The 24081-nt window shown below is 60.6% G+C and carries 24 protein-coding genes and 1 tRNA gene; 18 read left to right on the top strand and 7 right to left on the bottom strand.

The window, feature by feature from the left end; translation table 11 throughout:
* Positions 1 to 197 precede the first annotated feature (197 nt).
* Both NKJ01_RS22680 and NKJ01_RS22675 read right to left on the bottom strand, forming a co-directional pair.
* Positions 198 to 272: transfer RNA gene (locus NKJ01_RS22680), tRNA-Gln, on the bottom strand.
* A gap of 128 nt (positions 273 to 400) precedes the next feature.
* A complete protein-coding gene (locus NKJ01_RS22675; protein ID WP_352731123.1) occupies positions 401 to 745 on the bottom strand; it encodes a VOC family protein in 345 nt (114 codons plus the stop codon).
* Positions 746 to 959: 214 nt separating this feature from the next.
* On the opposite strand from NKJ01_RS22675, the gene ppdK reads away from it, so the two are divergent.
* The 3 genes from ppdK to NKJ01_RS22660 all read left to right on the top strand — a co-directional run bounded on the left by ppdK (position 960) and on the right by NKJ01_RS22660 (position 5895).
* The gene (ppdK, locus tag NKJ01_RS22670) at positions 960 to 3644 is read left to right on the top strand and encodes a pyruvate, phosphate dikinase (protein WP_352731121.1); all 2685 of its coding nucleotides are present in this window, start codon (positions 960 to 962) and stop codon (positions 3642 to 3644) included.
* A 242-nt stretch (positions 3645 to 3886) separates the two neighbouring features.
* Positions 3887 to 4990 (top strand): glycosyltransferase family 9 protein, encoded by a 1104-nt coding sequence (locus NKJ01_RS22665; RefSeq protein WP_023760594.1) that lies wholly within the window; start codon positions 3887 to 3889, stop codon positions 4988 to 4990.
* 164 nt (positions 4991 to 5154) lie between these two features.
* Complete coding sequence (locus NKJ01_RS22660; protein ID WP_352731118.1) at positions 5155 to 5895, top strand: polysaccharide deacetylase family protein; 741 nt, start codon at positions 5155 to 5157, stop codon at positions 5893 to 5895.
* Positions 5896 to 6069: 174 nt separating this feature from the next.
* Here the strand turns inward: NKJ01_RS22660 and NKJ01_RS22655 are convergent, their stop codons facing one another.
* Together NKJ01_RS22655 and NKJ01_RS22650 are read right to left on the bottom strand one after the other, a co-directional pair.
* The gene (locus tag NKJ01_RS22655; protein ID WP_352731116.1) at positions 6070 to 6459 is read right to left on the bottom strand and encodes a DUF427 domain-containing protein; all 390 of its coding nucleotides are present in this window, start codon (positions 6457 to 6459) and stop codon (positions 6070 to 6072) included.
* Positions 6460 to 6601: 142 nt separating this feature from the next.
* The gene (locus tag NKJ01_RS22650) at positions 6602 to 6958 is read right to left on the bottom strand and encodes a hypothetical protein (protein WP_352731114.1); all 357 of its coding nucleotides are present in this window, start codon (positions 6956 to 6958) and stop codon (positions 6602 to 6604) included.
* A 181-nt stretch (positions 6959 to 7139) separates the two neighbouring features.
* Here NKJ01_RS22650 and NKJ01_RS22645 point away from each other — a divergent pair, with 181 nt between their 5' ends.
* Positions 7140 to 8768 (top strand): fatty-acid--CoA ligase, encoded by a 1629-nt coding sequence (locus tag NKJ01_RS22645; protein ID WP_352731112.1) that lies wholly within the window; start codon positions 7140 to 7142, stop codon positions 8766 to 8768.
* A gap of 205 nt (positions 8769 to 8973) precedes the next feature.
* Positions 8974 to 9759, top strand: coding sequence for a DUF1499 domain-containing protein (locus NKJ01_RS22640; protein ID WP_352731110.1), 786 nt, complete (start codon positions 8974 to 8976; stop codon positions 9757 to 9759).
* A 62-nt stretch (positions 9760 to 9821) separates the two neighbouring features.
* Here the strand turns inward: NKJ01_RS22640 and NKJ01_RS22635 are convergent, their stop codons facing one another.
* Positions 9822 to 10820, bottom strand: a complete 999-nt coding sequence (locus NKJ01_RS22635) for a LacI family DNA-binding transcriptional regulator (RefSeq protein ID WP_352731108.1) — start codon at positions 10818 to 10820, stop codon at positions 9822 to 9824.
* A gap of 191 nt (positions 10821 to 11011) precedes the next feature.
* Between NKJ01_RS22635 and NKJ01_RS22630 the strand changes: the two genes are divergently transcribed.
* The 5 genes from NKJ01_RS22630 to NKJ01_RS22610 are packed head-to-tail and all read left to right on the top strand — an operon-like array spanning position 11012 to position 15717.
* Complete coding sequence (locus NKJ01_RS22630) at positions 11012 to 12052, top strand: ABC transporter substrate-binding protein (RefSeq protein WP_023760587.1); 1041 nt, start codon at positions 11012 to 11014, stop codon at positions 12050 to 12052.
* Positions 12053 to 12079: 27 nt separating this feature from the next.
* Positions 12080 to 13120 (top strand): ABC transporter ATP-binding protein, encoded by a 1041-nt coding sequence (locus NKJ01_RS22625; RefSeq protein ID WP_352731105.1) that lies wholly within the window; start codon positions 12080 to 12082, stop codon positions 13118 to 13120.
* Positions 13117 to 13998 carry an ABC transporter permease gene (locus NKJ01_RS22620; protein ID WP_352731103.1) on the top strand — a complete coding sequence of 294 codons (882 nt, stop codon included), beginning with the start codon at positions 13117 to 13119 and terminating at the stop codon, positions 13996 to 13998. Before NKJ01_RS22625 ends, NKJ01_RS22620 begins: the two co-directional genes overlap by 4 nt.
* Positions 13991 to 14782 (top strand): ABC transporter permease, encoded by a 792-nt coding sequence (locus tag NKJ01_RS22615; protein WP_352731101.1) that lies wholly within the window; start codon positions 13991 to 13993, stop codon positions 14780 to 14782. Before NKJ01_RS22620 ends, NKJ01_RS22615 begins: the two co-directional genes overlap by 8 nt.
* Before the next feature lie 14 nt (positions 14783 to 14796).
* Positions 14797 to 15717 carry a phosphorylase family protein gene (locus NKJ01_RS22610; RefSeq protein WP_352731099.1) on the top strand — a complete coding sequence of 307 codons (921 nt, stop codon included), beginning with the start codon at positions 14797 to 14799 and terminating at the stop codon, positions 15715 to 15717.
* Between the two features lie 34 nt (positions 15718 to 15751).
* On the opposite strand, the gene NKJ01_RS22605 is transcribed toward NKJ01_RS22610, so the two are convergent.
* The gene (locus tag NKJ01_RS22605; protein WP_352731097.1) at positions 15752 to 16660 is read right to left on the bottom strand and encodes an MBL fold metallo-hydrolase; all 909 of its coding nucleotides are present in this window, start codon (positions 16658 to 16660) and stop codon (positions 15752 to 15754) included.
* A gap of 123 nt (positions 16661 to 16783) precedes the next feature.
* Between NKJ01_RS22605 and NKJ01_RS22600 the strand changes: the two genes are divergently transcribed.
* The gene (locus NKJ01_RS22600; protein ID WP_352731095.1) at positions 16784 to 17374 is read left to right on the top strand and encodes a biotin transporter BioY; all 591 of its coding nucleotides are present in this window, start codon (positions 16784 to 16786) and stop codon (positions 17372 to 17374) included.
* Between the two features lie 34 nt (positions 17375 to 17408).
* On the opposite strand, the gene NKJ01_RS22595 is transcribed toward NKJ01_RS22600, so the two are convergent.
* Entirely contained in the window at positions 17409 to 17744 is a 336-nt protein-coding gene (locus NKJ01_RS22595) for a hypothetical protein (protein WP_352731093.1), read from the bottom strand.
* Between the two features lie 186 nt (positions 17745 to 17930).
* On the opposite strand from NKJ01_RS22595, the gene NKJ01_RS22590 reads away from it, so the two are divergent.
* The 7 genes from NKJ01_RS22590 to NKJ01_RS22560 are packed head-to-tail and all read left to right on the top strand — an operon-like array spanning position 17931 to position 24080.
* Positions 17931 to 19208 (top strand): sugar transferase, encoded by a 1278-nt coding sequence (locus NKJ01_RS22590; protein ID WP_352731091.1) that lies wholly within the window; start codon positions 17931 to 17933, stop codon positions 19206 to 19208.
* A gap of 4 nt (positions 19209 to 19212) precedes the next feature.
* The gene (locus NKJ01_RS22585; RefSeq protein WP_352731089.1) at positions 19213 to 19761 is read left to right on the top strand and encodes a nucleotide sugar dehydrogenase; all 549 of its coding nucleotides are present in this window, start codon (positions 19213 to 19215) and stop codon (positions 19759 to 19761) included.
* Positions 19761 to 20081, top strand: coding sequence for a UDP binding domain-containing protein (locus NKJ01_RS22580; RefSeq protein WP_352731087.1), 321 nt, complete (start codon positions 19761 to 19763; stop codon positions 20079 to 20081). Before NKJ01_RS22585 ends, NKJ01_RS22580 begins: the two co-directional genes overlap by 1 nt.
* Positions 20081 to 21106 (top strand): NAD-dependent epimerase, encoded by a 1026-nt coding sequence (locus tag NKJ01_RS22575; RefSeq protein ID WP_352731084.1) that lies wholly within the window; start codon positions 20081 to 20083, stop codon positions 21104 to 21106. Before NKJ01_RS22580 ends, NKJ01_RS22575 begins: the two co-directional genes overlap by 1 nt.
* 46 nt (positions 21107 to 21152) lie before the next feature.
* Positions 21153 to 22046 (top strand): glycosyltransferase family 2 protein, encoded by an 894-nt coding sequence (locus tag NKJ01_RS22570; protein WP_352731083.1) that lies wholly within the window; start codon positions 21153 to 21155, stop codon positions 22044 to 22046.
* Positions 22043 to 23311: an MATE family efflux transporter gene (locus NKJ01_RS22565; protein ID WP_352731081.1), complete on the top strand. Its 1269-nt coding sequence runs from the start codon at positions 22043 to 22045 to the stop codon at positions 23309 to 23311. The genes NKJ01_RS22570 and NKJ01_RS22565 overlap by 4 nt, the downstream gene beginning before the upstream one ends.
* A complete protein-coding gene (locus tag NKJ01_RS22560) occupies positions 23304 to 24080 on the top strand; it encodes a class I SAM-dependent methyltransferase (RefSeq protein WP_352731078.1) in 777 nt (258 codons plus the stop codon). Before NKJ01_RS22565 ends, NKJ01_RS22560 begins: the two co-directional genes overlap by 8 nt.
* Position 24081: the final 1 nt, after the last annotated feature.

Raw genomic sequence — 24081 nt, 5'->3', positions numbered from 1 at the left:
TCTTGGTCGAATCTTCGATGACCTTGTATGGAAAAGAGGGAGATGTTCAATACTGTTCAGACTGCAAAGTGACGATCCCAGTTTGCCGCGATTTGCACTGGGAGGCTCGAACCACTCCAAACCCAACGGGCCAAAAGTGTTACCCATATCTCCGGTATAAACCGTAACCTATGTGTCCGAAACCGACCTTAAAGGGATGGCTGGGGCGCCAGGATTCGAACCTGGGAATGTCGGTACCAAAAACCGATGCCTTACCACTTGGCGACGCCCCAATTGCCGTCAGAGTCGCTGGTGCGGCGCGTTATTAGCAGAGCAGCCGAAAAGCACAATCCTTATGAGCGATGGTCAGAACGATCAAATTTGGTCAGGCTAAGCAGCGCCGTCGGACGACATGCGGCGGCTACTCGGACCACACTGCCATCTCGTTGCCGGCCGGGTCGACAAAGTGGAAGCGGCGGCCGCCGGGGAACGCGAAGATCGGCTGGACGACCGTGCCGCCGGCATTTTCGACAGCGCGCAACGTTTCCTCCAGGTCCCTGCTGTAGAGCACGGGCAGCGGCTTTGCCGGTGCTTCCGCGGCATCGGCCTGAAAACCACCGTCAAGACCCTCGGCAAAGCCCGAATAGGTCGGCCCATAGTCGGTGAAGGACCAGCCAAAGGCGGCACTGTAGAAGGCCTTGAGCCGGTCCAGCGTTCCGCCAGTCGCCGGCATTTCGAGATAGTCGAGTTTTCCGGACGATTTCATGGATACCTCTTTGTTCACGGTATGTTCTATCCCAAAAGCTCCGCGATGGCAAGTCTTTTTGCCGCATCCTTGGACACGGCTTTTGCTTAATCGATTGTAGGGGCCGGGCGGCTTCGCCGACGCCTTGCCTTTCGCACTGCAGCATCATATCGCTCCAGGGTCGGACCGGCGGAACTACCCGTTTCGCCAATCTCCTGCAACCGGAGAGCAATGCATGACCAAATGGGTTTTCACCTTTGGCGATGGTGCGGCGGAAGGCCGTGCCGGCGACAGGAATCTGCTGGGCGGCAAGGGCGCCAACCTGGCCGAGATGTGCAGCCTTGGCCTGCCGGTGCCGCCGGGCTTCACCATCACCACTGAGGTCTGCAACGCCTATTACGCCAATGGCCGCACCTATCCGTCCGGATTGGAAGCCGATGTCGCGGTTGCGCTCGATCACATCGGACACCTGACCGGCCGCCGGTTCGGCGACCCGTCGAAGCTGCTCCTGGTGTCGGTGCGTTCGGGGGCTCGCGCCTCGATGCCCGGCATGATGGATACCGTGCTCAATCTCGGGCTGAACGACGAGACGGTGGAGGCGCTAGCCGCCGATTCCGGCGATGCGCGCTTTGCCTATGACAGCTATCGCCGCTTCATCCAGATGTATTCCGATGTCGTCATGGGTCTCGACCATGAGGTGTTCGAGGAAATCCTGGAGGACCAGAAGGGCGGGCTGGGGCATGAGCTCGACACCGAACTGACGGCGCTCGAATGGCAAGGCGTCATCGCGCTCTACAAGGCCAAGGTCGAGGAAGAACTCGGCAAGCCGTTCCCGCAGGATCCGCATGAGCAGCTATGGGGCGCGATCGGCGCCGTGTTCTCGAGCTGGATGAACAACCGCGCCATCACCTACCGGCGCCTGCACGACATTCCCGAAAGCTGGGGCACTGCGGTGAATGTCCAGGCCATGGTGTTCGGCAATATGGGTGAGACATCGGCCACCGGCGTTGCCTTCACCCGCAACCCGTCGACCGGCGACAAGATGCTCTACGGCGAGTTCCTGGTGAACGCACAGGGCGAGGACGTCGTCGCCGGCATCCGCACGCCGCAGAACATCACCGAGGCGGCGCGCATTGCAGCGGGCTCGGACAAGCCGTCGCTGCAGAAGCTGATGCCGGACGCGTTCCGGTCCTTCGTCACCATCTCCGACAGCCTGGAAAAGCACTACCGCGACATGCAGGATCTCGAATTCACCATCGAGCGCGGCAAATTGTGGATGCTGCAGACCCGTTCGGGCAAGCGCACCGCCAAGGCGGCGCTGAAAATTGCCGTCGAGATGGCGCGGGACAGACTGATCACGAAAGAGGAAGCCGTCGCCCGCATTGACCCGGCATCGCTCGATCAGCTGCTGCACCCCACCATCGACCCCAAGGCCGCGCGTGACGTCATCGGCATCGGCTTGCCGGCGTCGCCCGGTGCCGCCACCGGTGAGATCGTCTTTTCCTCTGCTGACGCCGAGGAGTTGAAGACGCAAGGCCGCAAGGCGATCCTGGTGCGCATCGAAACCAGCCCCGAGGACATTCACGGCATGCATGCGGCGGAAGGCATCCTGACCACGCGCGGCGGCATGACCAGCCACGCCGCTGTGGTGGCACGCGGCATGGGCAAGCCTTGCGTGTCGGGTGCCGGCTCGCTGCGCGTCGACTACAAGGCAGGCACGCTGATGGCGATGGGTTCGACCTTCCGCAAGGGCGATATCGTCACCATCGATGGCGGCAATGGCCAGGTGCTGAAAGGCGCCGTGCCGATGCTGCAGCCGGAACTTTCCGGCGATTTCGCCGCCATCATGGAGTGGGCGGACGCGGTGCGCCGCATGAAGGTGCGCACCAATGCCGAAACGCCGCTCGACGCGCGCATGGCGCGCTCCTTCGGCGCCGAAGGCATTGGCCTTTGCCGCACCGAGCACATGTTCTTCGATGGCGACCGCATCGTCGCCATGCGCGAGATGATCCTGGCCGACACCGAAAAGGACCGGCGTACGGCGCTCGCCAAGCTTTTGCCGATGCAGCGTTCGGACTTCCTCGAATTGTTCGAGATCATGGCCGGCCTGCCGGTGACGATCCGCTTGCTCGATCCGCCGTTGCACGAATTCCTGCCCAAGACCGAAGAGGAGGTGGCCGAGGTTGCCGCCGCCATGAAGGTGTCGCCGGACAAGCTCAGGCAGCGCACCGAGGCGCTGCACGAGTTCAACCCGATGCTCGGCCATCGCGGTTGCCGCCTGGCCGTCTCCTATCCCGAAATCGCCGAGATGCAGGCGCGCGCCATTTTCGAGGCGGCCGTCGAGGCCGGCAAGAAGGCCGGCGCGCTTGTGGTCCCCGAAATCATGGTGCCGCTGGTCGGCCTGGTGAAGGAGCTCGACTACGTCAAGGCGCGCATCGATGCGGTTGCCAAGAGCGTCATGGAGGAAACCGGCGTCAACATCGAGTATCTCACCGGCACCATGATCGAACTGCCGCGCGCGGCGATCCGCGCCCATGTCATCGCGCAGTCCGCCGAATTCTTCTCCTTCGGCACCAACGACCTGACCCAGACGACGTTCGGTATTTCACGCGACGATGCGGCCTCGTTCCTGGAGACCTATCGCCAGAAAGGCATAATCGACCAGGATCCGTTCGTCTCGCTCGACATCGACGGCGTCGGCGAGCTGGTGCGCATGGCTGCCGAAAAGGGCAGGGCGACGCGGCCCGACATCAAGCTCGGCATTTGCGGCGAACATGGCGGCGACCCGGCCTCGATCCGCTTTTGCGAAGAGGTCGGCCTCGACTACGTGTCCTGCTCGCCCTATCGCGTGCCGATCGCCAGGCTGGCGGCCGCACAGGCGGCGGTGCGGGTCGCGAGAGCAACTCCAGGAAAACTGTGAAACGGTTTTTCCGGGAAAGCGCGCAGCGCTTTCCCTTGAGGAATTGCGTCAAAACAAAGAGTTAGAGCAGTTCACCGTTTCGTGAAACGGTGAACTGCTCTAAGTCAGGCCGCGGATAGTCTATCCAGGCTGAGCTTACCGTTTTGTAAGCCAAGTCACACGAACGTGCTGAAGGCATTGCATAATCTCGCCACTGTTCCCGCCCAATTTGCGATTATCCCGCCAATTGTCCCCGGAAGCAGATGTTGCAGACCTCACCCGTGCCGTTCCGCTCTATCCTGGTCATCCAAACGAAGTTCATCGGAGATCTCGTCCTCGCCTCGACATTTGCAGAAAACCTGCGGCTCGAATTCCCCGGCGCCAAAGTCGTATTTCTGTGCGAGGCTAGCTTCGAGAGCTTCGTGATCGCTCATGGCATCGCTTCGGAGGTGGTCACGTTTCGGCGCGCCCGTATGCGCGGCACTAACCTCGAGCGCGGGAAAGAGCTTTACGCCATGGTGCGGGCGTTACGCCGGTTCCGTTTCGACCTGACGATCGACCTGACCGATTCAAAGACGTCGCGCATTGTCAGCGGGCTCGTCAACGCAAAGACCCGCGTCGGCTACAATCCTTCCGAAAGACCCTTGCGTATGCTGGAGCGCCAGCCCGCCAATATCTTTGCCAAGCCCTACGGCTTTGATGGTCAGCATTTTCTGTACCGCTACCTCTCGCCGCTCGAAGCGCTCGGCATCGAACTCCGCAAGGTGATTCCGAGCCTTCAGCCGCTGCCGCTGGAGACGGCGAATGCATTGGCGCTGCTGGGCAAGCACCACCTGCGGCCAAACGCCTTCATCGCCGTGCACGCGGGTGCAAGCTTCGAGGGGCGACGTTGGCAGCCGGAGCGGTTTGCCGCGGCGATCGGCGAGATTATGGGCGAAACCGATCTGGACGTCGTCCTGGTGGGCGGCCCGGACGAGCGGGAGATTGCCGAGCGTATCGTCGCCAGGACCGCGCCGTCGGTCGTCAATCTCGTCGGGGACCTGTCGCTCGAAAGTCTGCTGGCGGTGCTGAAGCAGGCCCGGCTGTTTCTCGGCAACGAGAGCGGCCCGATGCACATGGCTGCCGCCACCGGAACCCCGGTTGTCGGGCTGTTCGGTTTGACGCGTCCGTCGCGCTGGGGTCCTGTCGGCGTGCCCAGCATCTCGCTCCAGCCGCCGATGCCTTGCAACTGCCTGGCCAAGGGCCTCTGCCGCGCGCCGGATCCCAGCAAGGCCTGCTGCGTCTGGGGCCTGGAGGTCAAGCCGGTTGTCGACGCGGTGCGCGAGGTTCTTTCGCGCACCGAAATGAAGCTGGGACGCGCCATCTGACATCGTCGTAGCGCAGCCAACCGCTATCGCCGCAATGGCCTTTTCATCACACGAACGGTCAAATTGTCGCGACAGCTACTTTCCTGCTATCCACCATCCCGATTTCCGCCTTCATGCGGGTCTTGGCATGCCGGCTTGAAACGACCGGTCAGGAATTAGGTTTGATGCGCCTGCTGCGAAAAAATCTCTGCATGATCGCCATGTCGTTGGCGATGGTATCCGCCGGCCATGCCGCGCCGCTCGTCGAGCCCACCCTGCACATCAGGCCGGAGGCGAGCGGAGCCGGCCGCGTTGCGCTCACGCTCGATGCCTGCGGCGGACAGACCGACAACCGGATTCTTTCGGCTTTAGTGGAAAACAAGATCCCCGCCACCATTTTCGTGACCGGCATCTGGCTGAAGCGAAACGCCGCTGCCGTCGAGATCATGCGCGCCCATCCCGATCTGTTCGAGCTTGAGAATCACGGCGGCCATCATATCCCGGCGGTCGACACGCCGCGGAAGATCTACGGTATCCGCAGCGCCGGCAGCCCGGATGCGGTGCTGGCCGAGGTCGAATCGGGTGCCGCCGCTCTTGCCGGGACCGGCGAGCCGGCGCCGAAATGGTTTCGGGGCGCAACCGCCGAATACAGCCCGTCGGCAATCGCCATGATCCGCAAGCTTGGCTTCAAGATCGCGGGCTTCTCGATAAACGGCGACGGCGGCTCATTGCTTGGCGCCAAGGAGACCGCGCGGCGCATTGCGGCGGCCAAGGACGGTGACGTGATTATCTCGCACATCAACCAGCCGACCCATGCCGCCGGCGAAGGCGTGGTGCAGGGGCTCCTGGCGCTCAAGGCCAAGGGCCTGACCTTTGTGCGGCTCGACGATGCCGATGGCATTGGCGATCACGGCACCACCGACTGACCGGTGCATTGATATTCAGGTGATGCCGGCCTGCGAATGTTGGTTTCCTGCGCTTCCGGTACTCACGAACCAAAAGTCCGCTCCGTTCCGGTTCTCGGAACCCAGCATTCTCGACTAGGCCTGACCTGAATCTCAACGCACTTCACGCCGAGTTCGCCTGGGTTCGAAAATCGGTCAGTCCGGTTTGGCTTCGATGCTGACCTTGCTGGCGTAGAACGCGCCGTGGTTGCGGATCTCAGCCATTTCGTCGAAAGGATGCTTGTAGGCCCACATGGCGTTCTGGCCGGTTTCGCCGGCAGGCAGCATGTTCCAATAGCTTGCGTCGCCCTTGTAGGGGCAATGGCTCGAGTGTTCGGTGCCGGCCAGCTTGCCGAAATCGATGTCGGCGAACGGAATGTAGAAGACCGCGGGATAGGGGGGCTCGCTCAGCACCTTGGCCCTCGTGGATGAAGCGATGACCGCATCTCCGGCGCGCACGGTGACTGTGCCGGCAAACGGCTCGATGGTGATGACTTTGTCGGGATTGCGTTGAAAACCGGGGGCGGGGTTGGTGATCTGGTCCATGCGGGGTCTCCTTGCGTCGATTTTTCAGATGTGTCGCGCAAGGGCATTGTTCAAGGCCGGCCGTGGCCATGCAATGCGCAGGCCCAATTGGACCGATACCGACGGTGCCTCCGAAGCAAATTGAAATACCTGCCGTCAGCAATCAGGCAGCGGCCTTGAATACGTCCATGAGACCGGCATAGGCAGCAGCGATGCCGGCGACCGGGTTGCTGCTCCTCGACGCGGTTTCGACCTTCAATGGGCCGCCGCCGGTCGGCAGCGTGAGCAGCAGGAACTGGCGATTGCCGCCGTCGCCGACGGATGCGGCCGCGACATGCTGGCCTTCGCCGTGGTTCTGGACGCACATCTTGAACAGCAGCGTGCCGCCGACCGCTTCGAGCGCGCCGCCGACAACTTCGACAAATTCGTCTTCGGAAACAGTCTTTGTGCCCGGCACCAGATCGGTCAGACTTTCGGCAAGCGTACTCTCGAGGGTCTTATCGTCGAGTTGCGCGTCCATGCGAACCTCTTTCAGTCGCCAATCGCCCCCTTGCCCGTTAACGAAGCTTAACGCCGAGGATGGCCGGATTGTGGCGGTTTTCCGCCAATGCAGCGCTCGACCGTCATGGCGGCTGGACAATCCGGCGGTTCGCTCCACAATGGCCCGAAAAGCGCATGCAAAAGCGTTAAGGGAGGATCGAATGCTGGGATTAATGCAGGAATGGCCGCTGCTTTGCCATAAGCTCATCGACAATGCCGCGCGGCAGCATGGCGTGCGCGAGATCGTGTCGCGATCGATCGAGGGGCCGATCGTGCGCACTACTTACGCCGACCTCCATCGTCGCGCCCTGAAAGTCGCCCAGCGGCTGGAGCGTGACGGCTATCGCCTGGGCGATCGCATCGCCACTCTTGCCTGGAACACCGCGCGCCACATCGAGGCCTGGTATGGCATTATGGGCATCGGTGCCATCTACCACACGCTCAATCCGCGGCTGTTTCCCGAGCAGATCGTCTGGATCATGAACCATGCCGAGGACAAGGCTGTCTTCGTCGACCTGACCTTCGTGCCGCTGCTCGAGAAGATCGCCGGCGCCGTCAAGTCGCTGAAACGGGTGATCGTGCTGACCGACAAGGCTCACCTGCCGCAGACGACACTGCCCAACGTGGTCGCCTACGAGGACTGGCTAAACGAGGCGGATGGCGACTTCGCCTGGAAGAGCTTCGACGAAGGCACCGCCGCCGGCATGTGCTACACGTCGGGGACCACGGGCGATCCGAAGGGCGTCGTCTACAGCCATCGTTCGAACGTGCTGCACGCCATGATCGCTGCCATGCCCGATGCCATGGGCCTGTCGTCGCGTGATACGATCTTGCCGGTCGTGCCGATGTTCCACGCCAATGCATGGGGGCTTGGCCAGAGCGGACCGATGATCGGCGCCAAGCTGGTCATGCCTGGCTGCAAGATGGATGGCGCCTCGATCTACGAACTGCTCGACACCGAGAAGGTGACCTTCAGCGCCGCCGTGCCGACCGTCTGGATGATGCTGCTGCAGCATCTGGAGGAGACCGGCAAGAAGCTTCCCTATCTCAACAAGGTCGTCATCGGCGGCTCGTCCTGCCCGCGCGCGATCATGTCCAAGTTTCAGCAGAACTATGATGTCCAGGTCATCCATGCCTGGGGCATGACCGAAATGTCACCGCTCGGCACGCTGTGCACCTTGAAGCCGGACTATGCCGGGCTTGAGGGTGATGCCCGGCTCGATGTCCAGCAGAAACAGGGCTATCCGCCCTTCGGCGTCGAGATGAAGGTGACCGATGACGACAACAAGGAACAGCCCTGGGACGGCAAGACATTTGGCCGCCTGAAAGTGCGCGGACCGGCCGTTGCCCGCGCCTATTACGGCGGTGCGGGCCCAGAACAGTTCGACGAGGACGGCTGGTTCGACACCGGCGACGTCGCTCACATCGACGCCGGCGGCTATATGCAGATCACCGATCGCGCCAAGGACGTCATCAAATCCGGCGGCGAATGGATTTCGACCATCGACCTCGAGAACCTGGCTGTCGGCCACCCCGATGTCGCCGAGGCTGCCGCCATCGGCGTTTGCCATTCGAAATGGGGCGAGCGGCCGCTGCTGGTCGTCGTCCGCAAGCCGGGCAAGGAACCGACCAAAGCGGACATTCTCGGCTTCATGGACGGCAAGGTGGCCAAATGGTGGATGCCGGACGATGTCGCCTTCGTCAGCGAAATTCCGCACACCGCCACCGGCAAGATCCAGAAGATCACCTTGCGCCAGCAGTTCAAGGACTATCGCTTGCCGACGGATTGACGGGGTGTCGCGCGTTTCGGCTTCAAGCGGCCGCAAAAAGGCACTAGAGCAATTCCAGGAAAAGTGTGAAGCGGTTTCCCGGCAAAAGCGCCTAGCGCTTTCCCTTGGGAATTGCGTCAAAACAAGGCGATGGAGCGGTTTGCCGGTTCCGCGAAACGGTGAACCGTTCTAAGTCTCCGTTCGGGTAGGGGCAGCACAGAAAACGATGGTTAGCATTCCTGAACGGCAAACGTCGAGGGCGGCCGGCTGGTCGCGGCGCACGGCCGCTTTTTCGGCGGTGCTGCTGCTGACCGTTTTCGTCGGCCACCGCTTCGATCTCGTCGAAACGCCGGCCTTCCTGTGGGTGCTGGGCATTGTCGCGTTGCTGGCGGCCTTGGCGCTGTTGTTTGCCGGATTCGCCTTTTCGCGGCTATGGAACTTCGGCGACCGCGGCGGCCGCGACCTGACGGTCGGCACCCTCCTGGCGCTGCTGGTGCTCGCACCCTACGGCGTCGCCGCCTACTGGGCGACAATCTACCCGCCGCTCAGGGATATCTCGACGGATTTTGACGAGCCGCCGGCGCTCGACGTGGGTGACCGGACGAAGGACATGAACGTGCTTTCCCCGTCGACGCCTGGCGAACAGCGGCTGCAGACCGATAGCTATCCGCTGGTCAGTGCACGCAGCTACGCCCTGCCATTCGAGACTGTCGTCAATGCCGTCGAAACCGTCCTTGACCGGCGCGATTGGGATTTGTCCGAACCCTATCCTGACCTCGCCGGGCAAAACGATGTCACCATCACCGCCGTCGCCAAGGGGTTCGTGATCGGTCTTCCGGCCGACGTTGCGATCCGCGTGACCGACGATGGCGATGCGGTCATCGTCGACATGCGGTCAGCTTCGCGATACGGCCGCTTCGATCTCGGCGATAACGCCGCGCGCATCGTCGATTTCCTCGCCGAACTCGACCAGGAAGTCGCCGGTCAGGTTGGTGCGGCGCCCGTCGAGTGATGTTCAGAACTTGTTAGGCCGATCCGCCCCGCCGCGGAGATGCGGCTTGAGCCTGCGGCCGACTATTCGGCGGGCTCGTATCTGCCCTGCAGCAAGATCGCCGCCGACGGCCCAAGCGGATTGACGATCCGGCTCTCCAGGACTTCGATAAGCTTGCGTCCAACCGCCGCCATATCCACGAAATGAACACCGATCTTTGCCGGCAGGAAGCGTGCCAGCCGCGTGCTGTCGCGACTGACAATGTGGACGTCGTTGCCTGGCACGAGACCTCTTCTGCCAAGAGCATGTAACGCTCCTAGAAGGCCCAGTTCGTTGGCGCATGCCAAGCCGGTCGGCGGATCTGACGACGCCAGCATGCGATCGAACCAGGCCGCACTCAATTCCATCGTGAACATGCCGTGACCGATCAGTGATTGGTCGATTGGGATGCCGGCCTCGGCCATTGCCCTTCCATACCCGGAAAGACGCATGGCACTCGTCTGATCTTCCGGAACGAGAAGTTGCAGTGCAATGCGTCGACAGCCCTTTTCCATCAGCCGCCGGGTCGCCTCGTAGGCGATCTGTTCGTTGTCGATATCAACATAAGGATATGCGACATCCACGTCGGTTCTTCCGAACGCGACAAATGGCATGCGTTGATCCAGCAGCAGCTTGACGCGCGGATCGCCCGACACCATGCGCGTGATGATCAGTCCGTCTGTGCTGCGCGCCTGAAGCTGCCGTTGCACACTCTCAACGGGATCGTCGTCGGGAGTCGTAGAATAAATGGACAGACTATAACCGGCTTGCCGGGCAGCCAGCGTCATGCCTTCGATCAAGGGAAGCTTCAACAGATCGGACAGATGGTCTCGTGTCTCCATCGGGAGCACTGCCGTCAGCGTCAGTGTCCGACCGGTTTTCAGCGCACGACCATGATGATCTGGCACATAGCCAACCCGCTTAGCCACCTCCTTGACGCGGGCTATGGTCGAGGGCTGTACTTCCGGCCCATCCTTCAGAGCGCGTGACACCGTGGTTACCGACAGGGAAAGTTCCGCCGCGATCTGCTTTAGGTTGGCCATTGTTCGCCCGACTTCGAAAGCGCCGGCTGATTGCTGACCTCCATAGCGTTACCGGATTCGACATCCCGGTCAATCCGAACTCCCGTACAAAGCAGCTTGACTCCCTTGCATTAAGGTGAAATCGTAACGTTACGATTACAAATAAACGGGCCTTTCAGGCACCATTCGTAAAAGATTGGGGAGGAGAACCTATGTCTTGGCTACGCATTTCCTTAACAGCATTCGCAGTCTCGGCAGCCTTGCCCGTCTATGCCCAGACAGTCACCATCACGACCGCGGGTGGCGACTATGGCAACGCCATGAAGGAGGCCATGTGGGCCCCTGCTGCAAAAGAGCTTGGCTATGATGTCCGCGAGGAGACCCTAAGCGACGGCTTGGCCGCCCTGAAGATGCAGGTCACCTCGGGTGCGGTCACAACCGACGTCATTCACCTGGGCTCACCGGAAGGCGCGCAGGCCGCCGCACAATCGCTGCTGGAGCCGCTCGACTACAAGATCATCGACCCAAAGGCCGTGCCGGCTGGCGCAAAGTCCGACTACTGCTATCCGTTCGACTCCTATGGCACCGTCTTGTCGTGGAACACCAAGACCTATGGCGAGAACCCGCCGAAGACATGGGCGGAGTTCTGGGACGTTGCCAAATTTCCCGGCCGTCGTGCGCTGCGTGCCAATGCCCAAGACTCAATTGAGATCGCGCTGCTCTCCGATGGCGTAGCACCGGCGGACGTCTATCCCGTTCTCAGCACGCCGGAGGGTCTGGATCGCGCCATCAAGCGGCTTGAAGCGATCAAACCAAATGTCGCCGTGTGGTGGACCTCGGGAGCGCAGTCGGCGCAGTTGCTGAAAGATGGTGAGGCGGATTTGGTCGTTACCTGGAACGGGCGGGCCCAAACCGTGAAAGCGGATGGTGGCGCGGCTGACTACACATTTAAGGGTTCGGTCATTGGCACCGACTGTCTTGCGGTGCCGAAGGGGGCGCCGAACAAGGAAGCAGCCATGAAGCTCATCGCGGCGATGACACAGCCCGCGCGCGTGGCGAAGCTGACCGACTTCATAGCCTATGGCCCGGTCAATCCTGCTGGCTATGAGGGTGGCCTTATTCCCGAGGACCGTCTGAAGACCCTTGCGACCGCGCCTGAAAATGCCGGCACTTCGGTGTTTTCGAATTCAGAATGGTGGGTCAAGAACGGTGAGGCTGCCCAAAAAGCCTTCGATGAGATGATGGCCCGCTGAGTCTCAGCTGTAAGACTGGAGCAGATGATGGAGTCGCTCCCGATCACCATCGACAGCGTCAGCAAGTCTTACGGGACCTACGTCGCACTGGACGATGTTTCGCTCGACATTCAAGCTGGCGAATTCCTCACGCTGCTAGGGCCATCGGGATCGGGCAAGACCACGCTGCTCATGGCTCTGGCCGGTTTTGTCCGGCCGGATTCCGGCAAACTCTTGTTGGGGGATCGGGACATCACCCGCCTGGCCCCCAACAAGCGGGACATCGGCATAGTGTTCCAGAACTACGCCCTGTTCCCCCACATGAACGTTCTGGCGAATGTCGCGTATCCGTTGGCGCTGCGAAAGATGCCGAAGGCGGAGGCCCGTCGGCGAGCGCTTGACACATTGGCCCGCGTGAAACTGGAAGGTCTGTCGGAGCGCAACATTGCCGCATTGTCCGGCGGCCAGCGCCAGCGGGTGGCGCTGGCACGGGCAATCGTCTTCGAGCCACGCGTGATGCTGATGGACGAGCCGTTGTCGGCGCTCGACAAGAACCTGCGCGAAACCATGCAGTACGAGATCCGGCGTCTGCATGACGATCTGGGGATCACCACGATCTATGTGACGCATGACCAGCGCGAAGCGCTGATCATGTCAGACCGGATTGCGGTGATGAATTCCGGCCGCATCCAGCAGATCGACACGCCGCAGCGGATTTATGATCGCCCATCGACCCGCTTCGTCGCGGAGTTCATGGGGGAGGCCAACATTGTTGCCCCAGGCCTGGTGCGCAGAATCGACGGCGCCGATGCGTCGCGCGCCACTTTGATGATCCGCGCGGAAAGCTTCCATCTTGATGAGAAGCTAGTCGGGCGAGACGGGATAGCGCTCGAAGGAACACTGCGCGCCAAGGCGTTTCGCGGGGAGAACTGGCTTCTTACCCTTGCGCTGGATGGCGGCGGGCAAGAGGTTCTTGTCTGCATTCCGGCAGCCCTGGCCAGCGGCTGCGGCGAGCTTTCCACCGGCCAGCGGGTGACCGCCTATGCGCCGGCAGCGAAAGTTCACCCGTTGCCGGAAACGATAGCGTGACCGCGACCGCGGATCCCGCACTCGCGGCAGACGCCCTGCGCGAGCGGCGGTTCTTCCTGTCGCTTTCGCTGCCGGCGCTGGTCATCGTTGGACTGGCGGCGATATTGCCTATTCTGTGGATCATCCGGCAATCCTTCCTGACCACGGGAGGCGAATACACTTTCGGCAATTACGAGAAGGTGCTTTCGAGCGGGCTGACATGGTCGGCACTCGTCACAACCCTTGAGCTGTCCCTGGCCACGCTGGCGATCTGCATTCTTCTCGGCACCCCGCTGGCGCTCGCTCTGGCCAGCGCCAGACCAAGGGTCGCCAATTTGCTGATGGCCTTCGTCATGCTGCCATTATGGACCTCAATTCTGGTGCGAACCTATGGCTGGCTCGTGCTCTTGCGGCGCGACGGCCTGATCAACGCGGCTTTGACAGGTTCAGGCCTGACAGCGGAGCCATTGCCGCTGGTCTACAACTTCACGGGAACGCTCATCGGCATGGTTCACTACATGCTGCCACTCTTTCTGCTGCCCGTTTATGCCGCGATGCGCGATATCGACGCAAACCTCATTCGCGCGTCGTCGAGCATGGGCGCCACCCTCGGGCAAGTCATCCGCACGGTCATTCTGCCTCTTTCGGCCGGCGGCATCTTCTCGGGTTCGACCATCGTCTTCATCTACACCATAGGGTTTTTCATCACACCGGCGGTGCTTGGCGGCGGCAAGGTAAATCCTCTCTCTACCCGGATCGAGCGCGCGCTATCGACCTTTCAGGATTGGGGGTCGGCGAGCGTCCTGGGTATTCTGCTCCTCATTGTCATGGCGATGATCGGGGTGATGTTCCTGGCGGCACGGCGACTGTCGACGCGCAACGGTGCGGCCCATGCTTGAGGCCTATCCGGACAACAGGCTGTCCCGCATTTTTCTGTGGGGCTTTTCCGCACTCGTAATGGCGTTTTTGATGTTGCCAACGCTCGTGGTCGTGCCGCTGTCCTTTTCGGCGTCCAATCTTCTCGAGTTCCCGCCGCGCGCATACTCGTTGCGCTGGTACGAGACTTTCTTCGGTTCGGCGACATGGATGGCCGCACTCAGGACGAGCCTCATCCTTGGGACATTGACGGCGATGGTCGCAGTGCCTCTGGGGCTGCTGGCCTGCATTTCGATAAATCGGCTTGGCGGAAAGGCCGCGGTAACCATTCAGGGCGTCCTGCTCACCCCGTCCATTGTGCCGGGCATCCTGCTTGCGATCGGTCTCTTCTTTGTTCTGGCGGCGCAACGGCTGGTCGGGACGCTGTTCGGTGTGCTGGTTGGACATGTCGTGCTGGCCGTTCCGGTCGCATGCATTGTGTTGTTGCCCGCCCTGGCCCGCTTTGACTGGAACCAGGTTCAGGCGGCTCGTAGCCTCGGTGCGAACTGGGCCAGAGCTATTGGCGGAATAATTGTTCCCCAACTTCAGATCAGTTTGCTGTCGGCGACATTGATGGCGTTTCTGACTTCGCTTGATGAGTCTGTGATTTCAATCTTCATCTCAAGTGGTCGCAACAGCACGATGCCGAAGCTTATGTTCCTATCGCTGCGCGATCAGATCGATCCGACCATTGCGGCGATCTCGACATTGTGGACCGCCATCGTCGTGGCCGTCGTCCTGATCGTGACCCTTCGCCGAAAATCCTGACCGAGACTGGAAACATGCCTACAAATCATCACCCAGCCGCCGATCTGGCGTATCAATCAACGGACATACCTCAGGTAGGGTTGGCCATCATCACCGGCTCTGCAAACTGGGGGCTTGCCTTCCCGGAAGATGTCGAAGTCGATGGTGTGCGCACCTTGCGGCGCGACATGAGTTTTGAAACGCCTTTCGGTCGCTCCGACAATTGGAAGCTTCTCGAGTTCGATGCGTCGATTACAGCCGAAGGTAAGACGAAACGTGCATTGTGCATGTATTCGCACGGCAATCCCCGAGACCATATCGACCATTCCTGCCATCGCCGCGCGTTCTGGGTCCTGATGAACGCGGGTGTACGACAAGTGCTCGCCTGTTCGACCGTCGGCGCCGTCAACAAGGCGATCCAGCCCGGAGACATGGTGGTGAGCGCCGATATCATCGAACTGTCGCAGACCCCGTTTTCACTGCTACCTGGCCGCCAGAGCTTCGACTGCTCGGGCAAGCAGATCGTATGTCCAAGATGCGCGGCATTGCTGGCCGAGACCGCCCGGCGCCATTGGCCTGCCGAATGCCGGGTCCATGGCATCGAACAGCAGTTGGTCGCTGCCCACTGCTACGGGCCGCGATTGACAACCCCCGCTGAAGCTCTGGCGTATCGGAACATGGGAGCGGACGTGCTCAACCATTCAATTGCCCCTGAGGCTACCTTGTCGCGCGAGATCGGCGCGTGTTTCGTGCCATGCGCGTTCGTGACCGCAGGTTTCAACGACTATATGGACCGCAACCGCCAGGAATTGTTGCAGGAGCACGTGTTGCCGAGCCTTTCCATGACAGCCTCGCGGGTTGCGCTGGAGACCGCGGCACGACTTCCGGCTAACCCCGAATGCTCCTGCCAGGGCTTGAAGTCGCCCCAACCGACAGCGCGCTCCAGCCGTTTCTAGCGTACGAGAGCACGGATGAACTCGTGCCCGGGTTCTAACCCGCCGGCACAAAGATACCGGTGATAGCCGGGTCGCCGTCAGTGCTGACAAGACTGCGCGCCACCAGGTCCTCGAGATGAGCAAGCACCGACAATCCGGCGGCGCCATGCAGCCGCGGGTCGGTATCGCTGTAGATCGCCTTGACCATGTCCACGATCGTCCGGTCGCCCGCTCTGACCCGCTCCAGTATGGCGCGCTCGCGCATCTTGCGGTGCGTCTTCAGGCCGCGCATGAAAGCGCGCGGTGCGGTCACCGCCCCGCCATGTCCTGGCAACAGCAAACGGTCCCCACGTTCGATCAGCCGGTCCAGCGAGGCCATATAGTCGGCCATCGCCCCATCCGGCGGGGCGACGATGGAGGTTGCCCAGGCCATGACATGGTCGGCCGAAAACAGGATGCCGGTTCCTTCCAGAGCGAACACCGCGTGATTGGCGGTGTGGCCCGGGGTCAGAACGGTCCTGATCGACCAGCCGTCGCCGTTGACTACCTCGTCGTCGGAAAGCGTGATGTCGGGGGCGAAAGCCATGTCGGCGCTGGCGTCGAGCGCATTGGTCTCACCGATATGCAGCGGTCTTGCAGGGCGATGCGGTCCCTCTGCCAGCACCACGGCGCCGGTGCGCTCTTTCAGCCGGGCCGCCAGCGGTGAGTGGTCGCGGTGCGTGTGGCTGACGAGGATATGACTGACCGGCCGGCCTGCGATCACGTCAAGCAGGGTCTGCAGATGCGCCTCGTCGTCCGGGCCCGGATCGATCACGGCCAGCGTATCGTTGCCAACGATGTAGCTGTTGGTGCCGTGTAAGGTGAAGGGGCTCGGATTGCGGGCCGTGATGCGCTGGATGTCAGGCGCGACGCTTACCCCTTTGCCATAAAGGGGATCGAAGCTGGTATCGAACTTGAGTGCCATGGCGGATGCATCGGTGCCTTGTTTCAGGAACGGCAAAACCGATTGCCGCATAACACGCAAGCCAATATAGGAGAACGTGAGGCCGCGAACATCGGATAGCGGCAACCGGATTGGGGAAATACCATGGCAATTGCAACAACGACGCGTCCGCTTGTTTCTCTGGCTCTGCCGCAAAATGGCGCGGCGCGGCTGGCAACGCAGCTTTTCCTGGCCATCGCCGGAACGCTGCTGCTGACCCTGTCGGCCAAGACCAAGGTGATGCTCGGGCCAGTCGATATTTCGATGCAGACGCTGGCCGTGCTGCTGATCGCCGCCGCCTTCGGCATGCGTCTCGGCGTCGCCACCCTGCTGCTTTACATGGCGGAGGGCGCCATGGGCTTCCCTGTCTTCCAGAGCACCCCGGAGAAGGGCATCGGCATTGCCTACATGCTCGGCTCGACCGGCGGTTATCTCGCAGGCTTCGTCGTCATGGCAGCGCTTGTCGGCTGGGCCGCCGATCGCGGTTGGGACCGCCATCCGATCAAGCTTTTCAACGCCATGCTGATTGCTGAAATCGTCATGATGGCCATGGGCTTCGCCTGGCTGGCGCTGCTGATCGGCCCGGAAAAGTCGTGGCAGTTCGGCGTTGTGCCCTTCATCGTTGGCGACCTGATCAAGGTGGCGCTCGCGGCAAGCCTAGTACCGGCCGTGTGGTCGTTGCTGAAGCGCGGCTGAAACGCGAGCGGGTAGGTGCCGGCGGCTTGAGCGGTCAAGCCCGGCTGGAACGGCGTGACTGGCGGATTTCGGCCTGGTGTCCGCCAAGTAATCTCACTTGGGTTTCCGGAAACAGCGCATCCTGTGCGTCGGCACATGGCCGATCATCGGCACCTGCCGGCTGGCCAAGCATCCGACCAGCTCCCGTCACGACGACGCCAAGATCCAGCGGCTTCGGGAACACAAGATTCCTCGCCCCGAAACCGATCTGCCCAAGCTCCAGCGCGCCTCGCACTGAGAACTGCACCTCGTCATTGCCTCGATAATCATGGCATCGACGTTGCGTGCACAGCGGCTTTTCTGAGGCATCAAAAACAATGATGTTGATCAAGACTTCTGATAACTATTGATATGAAACAGATACTTGCTGAGGCAGACGAAGTGTTGTAGCCATTGCTCTTCGACTGTGTCGAGTCGCCGGGGGTGAGATGTTCGATTCGTTCTACGAACGAACGGGTAGGTCAGATGCAGAATCGCGCTGGCCTGTGGCCGCAACTTCGGGAGAAGGGGCAAGGCGTTGAATGTCGCGGCTTCAACTATTGTCGGAAGCCGGCATTTCCTGTTCAGGATTCGATTTCAGCTGCTTGGCGGACTGACATTCGCGATTTTTGCCCCTGCCATTATCCGGATTGTCTTCAATCCTGAGTTTATCTATTCGGCATACCTTCAGGTAACGGTGACTGCCGCGGCGATTGCGCACCTTGCGGGTTTCCTCTCCTATCGCCGCATCGGAAATTTCCCGGGAGTGGCCGCGGCAAGCTACATCTTGCCGACATTTGCCTTGTCCTACGGGGCTGTCTTCCTGACCATCTTCTTTTTCCGGTTCGAGTACAGCCGGTTCCAGGCCGCAGCAAGTTTCACGCAGTCCACGCTCTGGTATTTCGGCCTGAGCCTGTTGACGCGGCATCTCGACCCACACCGGCTCGTCGTGGTTCCCGGCGGAGATGTCGAGCGTCTCAAGACCTTGCCCGGGGTGCACTGGTTCTGGATCAAGTCAACCAGCACGGTCATTGAAACAGCCAGCGGCGTGGTCGTCGATCTGCGTGCCGATCTTGGCGCGGAATGGGAGCGGTACATCGCCGATCGGGCCCTTTCGGGAACGCCCGTATACCATGTCAAGCAAGTCAGGGAATCGTTGACCGGTCGGGTCGAGATCGAGCATCTGTCCGAAAACACGCTTGGCTCCCTCAACCCGAACCAGGCCTATCTTAAGATCAAGCAGGCGGCCGACTGGATTTCCGCGTTTGTCTTGGTTGTCGCCCTTTCCCCCGTGCTGGCGGCGATAGCGCTGCTGATCCGGCTGGACTCAGAGGGTCCCGTGCTGTTTCGCCAGCAACGCATGGGGTACCGGGGCAAGATCTGCACGGTCTACAAGTTTCGCTCGATGCGGCAACATGGCGAGGCCGGTAGCGACAGGGAGGAGGCGATCACCAAGCGCGACGACGATCGCATCACCCGCGTCGGACGTTTCCTGCGCAAATTCAGGATCGACGAGTTGCCGCAGGCCATCAACATTCTGCGTGGTGAAATGAGCTGGATCGGGCCGCGGCCGGAAGCCGTCGTGCTGTCGCAGTGGTACGAGACTGAGTTGCCGTTCTACCGCTACCGGCACATTGTCAGGCCAGGTATAAGCGGCTGGGCACAAGTAAATCAAGGGCATGTAGCCGCCGTCGATGACGTTATGGAAAAATTACACTACGACTTCTATTACATAAAGAACTTTTCACCTTGGCTGGACGTTCTGATAACGCTCAAGACTACGAAAACAATGATCACCGGATTTGGCGCGCGATAGCCCAATGCGGAGCATGAATCTGAACAGGAAGCAGATGGATCTCGCCGCCAGGAAGATAACCATCATCGGACTTGGCTACGTCGCCCTGCCGCTGGCGGTCGCCTTCGGTGCCACCAGGGAAGTCGTCGGCTTCGACATCAACCAATCGAGGGTGGACGCGCTGGAGCGCGGCGAGGACCATACGCTGGAAGCCAGCAGCGATGAGATAAGGGCAGCCAAGGTCACCGAGAACACCCAGAGGGACCTCAACATCGCGCTGATGAACGAGCTATCGCTCATCTTCGGCAAGCTGGGCATCGACACGTCCGAGGTGCTGGAGGCCGCCGGCACCAAATGGAACTTCCTGCGCCTTACGCCGGGTCTAGTCGGCGGTCACTGCATTGGGGTCGATCCCTACTATCTTACCCACAAGGCCCAGGAACTCGGCTATCATCCAGAGGTGATTCTTGCCGGCCGCCGTGTCAATGACGGTATGGGTCGGCACGCGCCGGATCAGAAAGCCCGCCTGATGATGCGCAGGGGATACCAGTCGTCGGCAGCCGGATATTGGTGATGGGCGCGGCTTTCAAAGAAAATTGCCCGGACCTGAGAAATTCCAAGGTCGCCGATATCGTCTCCCGGTTGAAGGAGTATAATGGCGACATCGACATCTGGGATCCTTGGGGCGACGCGCAGGAATGCGCGCGCGCCTTCGGCATGACGAGCATGAAGGATATTCCCGACGAGCCCTATGACGGCGTCATCGTGGCCGTCGGCCACAGGCAGTTCCGCGCGCCGGGCGTCGATGGCCTGCAGACGCTTTGCAAGACCCCAGGCGTCATCTACGACATCAAGGGTCTGTTCCCCAGACATGTCACGGATGGGCGTTTCTGATGAAGGTTCTGGTCACCGGCGCCGCCGGCTTCATAGGCTATCACGTATCGAAGCGGCTGCTGGAGCGCGGCGATGAGGTTGTCGGCATCGACAATGTCAACAGCTATTACGATCCGCAGATCAAGGAGGCGAGGCTGGGGCTGCTCGATGAAGCGAGCCGCAAGACCAATGCGGGCTACCATTTCATCCGCGGCAATCTCGCCGACAAAAGCGTGGTTGACGATTGCTTTGCCGACCACGCATTCGACCGTGTGATCCATCTCGCCGCCCAGGCCGGGGTTCGCTACAGCTTGGAAAACCCGCATGCCTATGTCGAAAGCAACATCATCGCCTATGCCAACATGCTGGAAGCCTGCCGCAACAGCGCCGTTGCGCACCTGACCTATGCCAGCACCTCGAGCGTCTATGGCGCCAATACCGACATGCCATTTTCCGAGCACCGGCCGGCCGACCATCCGCTGCAGTTCTACGCGGCGACCAAGCGCGCCAACGAACTGATGGCACACAGCTATAGCCATTTGTTCAGGCTGCCGACGACCGGGCTTCGCTTCTTTACCGTGTATGGCCCCTGGGGGCGCCCGGACATGGCGCTTTTCCTGTTCACCAAGAACATCCTTGCCGGCGAGCCGATCAAACTGTTCAACAACGGCAACCACACGCGCGACTTCACCTATGTCGATGACATCGCTGAAGGCGTCGTGCGGGCCAGCGACAGCCCGGCCACGGCCAACATTGCCTGGGATTCCAGCCATCCGGATTCGGCCACGAGCAGCGCCCCCTGGCGCATCTTCAACATCGGTAACAACAGCCCCGTGAAGCTGACCGCTTATGTCGAGGCGCTGGAAAACGCGTTGGGCAGGAAAGCCATCGTCGAACTGCTGCCGCTGCAGCCCGGTGACGTGCCCGACACCTTTGCCGACACGTCGGCGCTGGAGCAGGCGGTGGGCTATCGTCCGACGACGACGGTGACCGAGGGCGTCGGGCGATTTGTCGAGTGGTACCTGGCGTATTTTGGACGGGGATAGGCCTGGTCTTGGCGGTTCCCGGCGGATCCGCGCATAGCTGCGTTCCATGACCGCGCAACCAGGGGGAGAGGGGATCGATACGGCTCGCAAACAGGCAGATTGCAATCCATTGCGGTCCCAGGCGCTGTTGAGCGTTTGCATCCCCACGTTCAATCGGCGGGATCGCGTTGCTGCGCTGGTTCAGGAGCTGCTGCGCGCAAAATGCCCAGTGCAAATATGTGTCCATGTCGACGGTTCGACCGACGGGACAAGCGAAGCGCTTGCGGAGATCGCGTCTCGCGATGCCAGATTGGTGGTCACAACCGGCCCGAATGGCGGCAGAGGGGTCGCGATGTTTTCGGCGATCGCTTCCGCCACTGGCGATTATTGCATGATTTTCGATGACGACGACGATCTCTTCCCCGATCGCTTGCCGGAGGTTTGTGAGCGTCTCTCCCGGCAAGGTGCCGATGAGCAGATTGCGGGATTTGTGTTCTCCATGGTTCTCGAGGGAGCAGATGCAGCAACAAACCGGTTTCCGTCTGAGCGTACAAACCTGATCAGGATGCGAGCCGACGAAGGTGTAGTCGGCGACAGGAAAGAGGTCATCAGAACTGCCTTGTTGAAACAGGTTGCCGTGCCCCCTGCCGGGCGGTTCCGCCGCGTTCCAACATCTCTTCTCTGGTCCAGATTGGCGATCGAACACGATGTCATTTGTGTCAACGTCGATGTCGGGCGAAAGAGGTATTTGGCGGAGGGGATGACGGCAAGAAATCGGCTTCTTCAGCGGCAAAATGCGTACCCGCTGTTGTTGCTGAACTTGAATTACATCAGGGCATTCTGGCTTGGACGATATCGCTCGGGTGGGTTCCTGAGCAAGGCGGTCATTGCCTGCTTGCACTTTGGTGCGTTGAGTTTTCCCTTCTTGCTCAAGAGGTCACTAGCACGGGTGATCTCATGAAAATAACCAGCCTGTGGAAATTCGTGGAGGCCATCGTCATAAGAATTGTGCCCGGCCTTTTGAACATGGTGACTTTACTATACATCGGAAGCCATCTGGAAACTGCGCAGTATGGGATTTTCAGCACGACGATTGCGACCGTTTTATTTATCTCGACGCTTGTTTTTGGAACTGCGACCTATTCGATAATGCCGGTTTCTGCAAAAATGCATGCCGCTGCAATGGGTAGAGAGTACGTATCGTCTGTTTTGGCTGCGCTGGCCATTGTGGCGTTGTTTGTGATCCTGGCTGGATCGGCGCTGGCGTGGTTCGGATTTGGCAACGCCGTCGCCGCAACCATCATCGTTTCGTTCGGCTTGCACACCGCACTTCAAGAGGTCCTGAGGTCGCAATTGCGGTTGTGGGCGTACGGTTGGTCAGCGATCGGCCAGGCTGTCGCATACCAGGCGGGAGCGGTAGTCCTGCTTGCCGGAGATGCAAAAGTAGGTTCTGCTCTTACGGCCTTTTCGCTCAGCTATTTCGCCGGAGCGCTGATTTCATTTGCCTTGCTGGGACCGATGAATCTGAGGCGGCCGCGCCTTTCCTACCTTGGCGGGTCTCTGGCCACAGGCTGGGCATTTGTGCTGAGCAATCTGGCCGAGAGCGGTGTGTTCGTCGGCATTCGATACATCATCTTGTTGTTTGGCTCTCAGGCTCTTCTCGGCGTCTTCTCGTTCTGTGTCGATCTCTCGCAACGCTCCGTCGGCTTCTTCATGAATGCGGCCAGTTTCGTGTTCGTGCCGCGGGCGTTTCTCAATGCCGCAAATGGAGAGGTCAGGGAGTTTCGGCGTGGATTGTTCGAGGGCGCGACCATTGCGCTGATTTTTGCAGTTGCGTCTGCAGTGGGGATAATCGGCGTGTTTTTTTCCGGCTATGCATCCGGATGGCTGGGAAGGTCATTTCACCCAGCGGTCTTCGCGATCGTTTCCTGCGCTGTCCTGGTAAACAGGACGAAAAAGGTGGTCATCGATCCGTTTGCGCTCCGCTCGAACAACGCAAGGACGCTGACCTATTCCTACGCGGCAGGAGCATTGGCTTGCTGCTGTTTGGCGGCACTGAGTCTGTGGTGGCGGCTGCCGCTTGGCAGCGAAATGGCATTCCTGTCCGGCTATGCCATAGCCGCGGCTTGTTCGTTTTTCGCGTTAAGGGGCGTGATTGCGGACAATGGGCCTGATGCAACGCAGCGAGCCGTTTTTTGTGGCCGGTCGGATGCCGGAAATGAATGAGAAGAAGGCATTCTATGACGAGAAGAACGGCCGGATCGTCCATGTCGGCACGATAGCCGACGACGACTATTGGGATTCCCATTGGGCCGAAGGGATTGTCTTGAGGCCGGATCGCTTTGTAGTCGAAACGACCAAGCGATATCTGACAGGATCGGCCAAGGTCCTGGACGCCGGATGTGGCCTGGCCAACACGGTCTACTGCCTGCATCAGGCGGGCTTTTCCGCACATGGAATCGACTTTGCGCGAAAGACTGTGGGGATGGTGAATCGCGCCGCGCCGCATTTACAAGTGACAGTTAGGGACGTTCGGGCAACAGGTTTCGCGGACGAATTCTTCGATGGAGTGTGGTCTCTCGGCGTGATCGAGCACTTCTTCGATGGGTACAGCGAGATCGTACTGGAGATGCGGCGCATCATCCGGTCGGGAGGAATTGCATTCGTGACGGTGCCGAGCATTTCTCCTCTCAGGAGATTGAAGGCCAGTATGGGTCTCTACCCCAGTTTTTCAGGTGAGCGGGCCGGATTTTACCAGTTCATCCTTGAGCCATCTTCGATTGTTTCCGAGTTCGAGCAGCACGGCTTCAAACTTCTGGACACACGACCAAGGGGTGGCTTCAAGGGGTTGAAGGACGAGACTTTCCTCAAAAAGCCGATGCAGGCTTGGTACGACAGCAGGAACAGCATCATGAGAGGTTTGCGGGCTGCTGCCGATCGGTTGCTCGGCCCGTTTTCGCATCATACGCGGCTCTATGTGTTCCACAGGATATAGC

This window comes from Mesorhizobium sp. M0276, from assembly GCF_040321755.1.
In the GTDB taxonomy this organism is placed as follows: domain Bacteria; phylum Pseudomonadota; class Alphaproteobacteria; order Rhizobiales; family Rhizobiaceae; genus Mesorhizobium.
The sequence above is the reverse complement of the archived record's forward strand: the minus strand, read 5'-3'. Positions and strand labels throughout refer to the sequence as shown.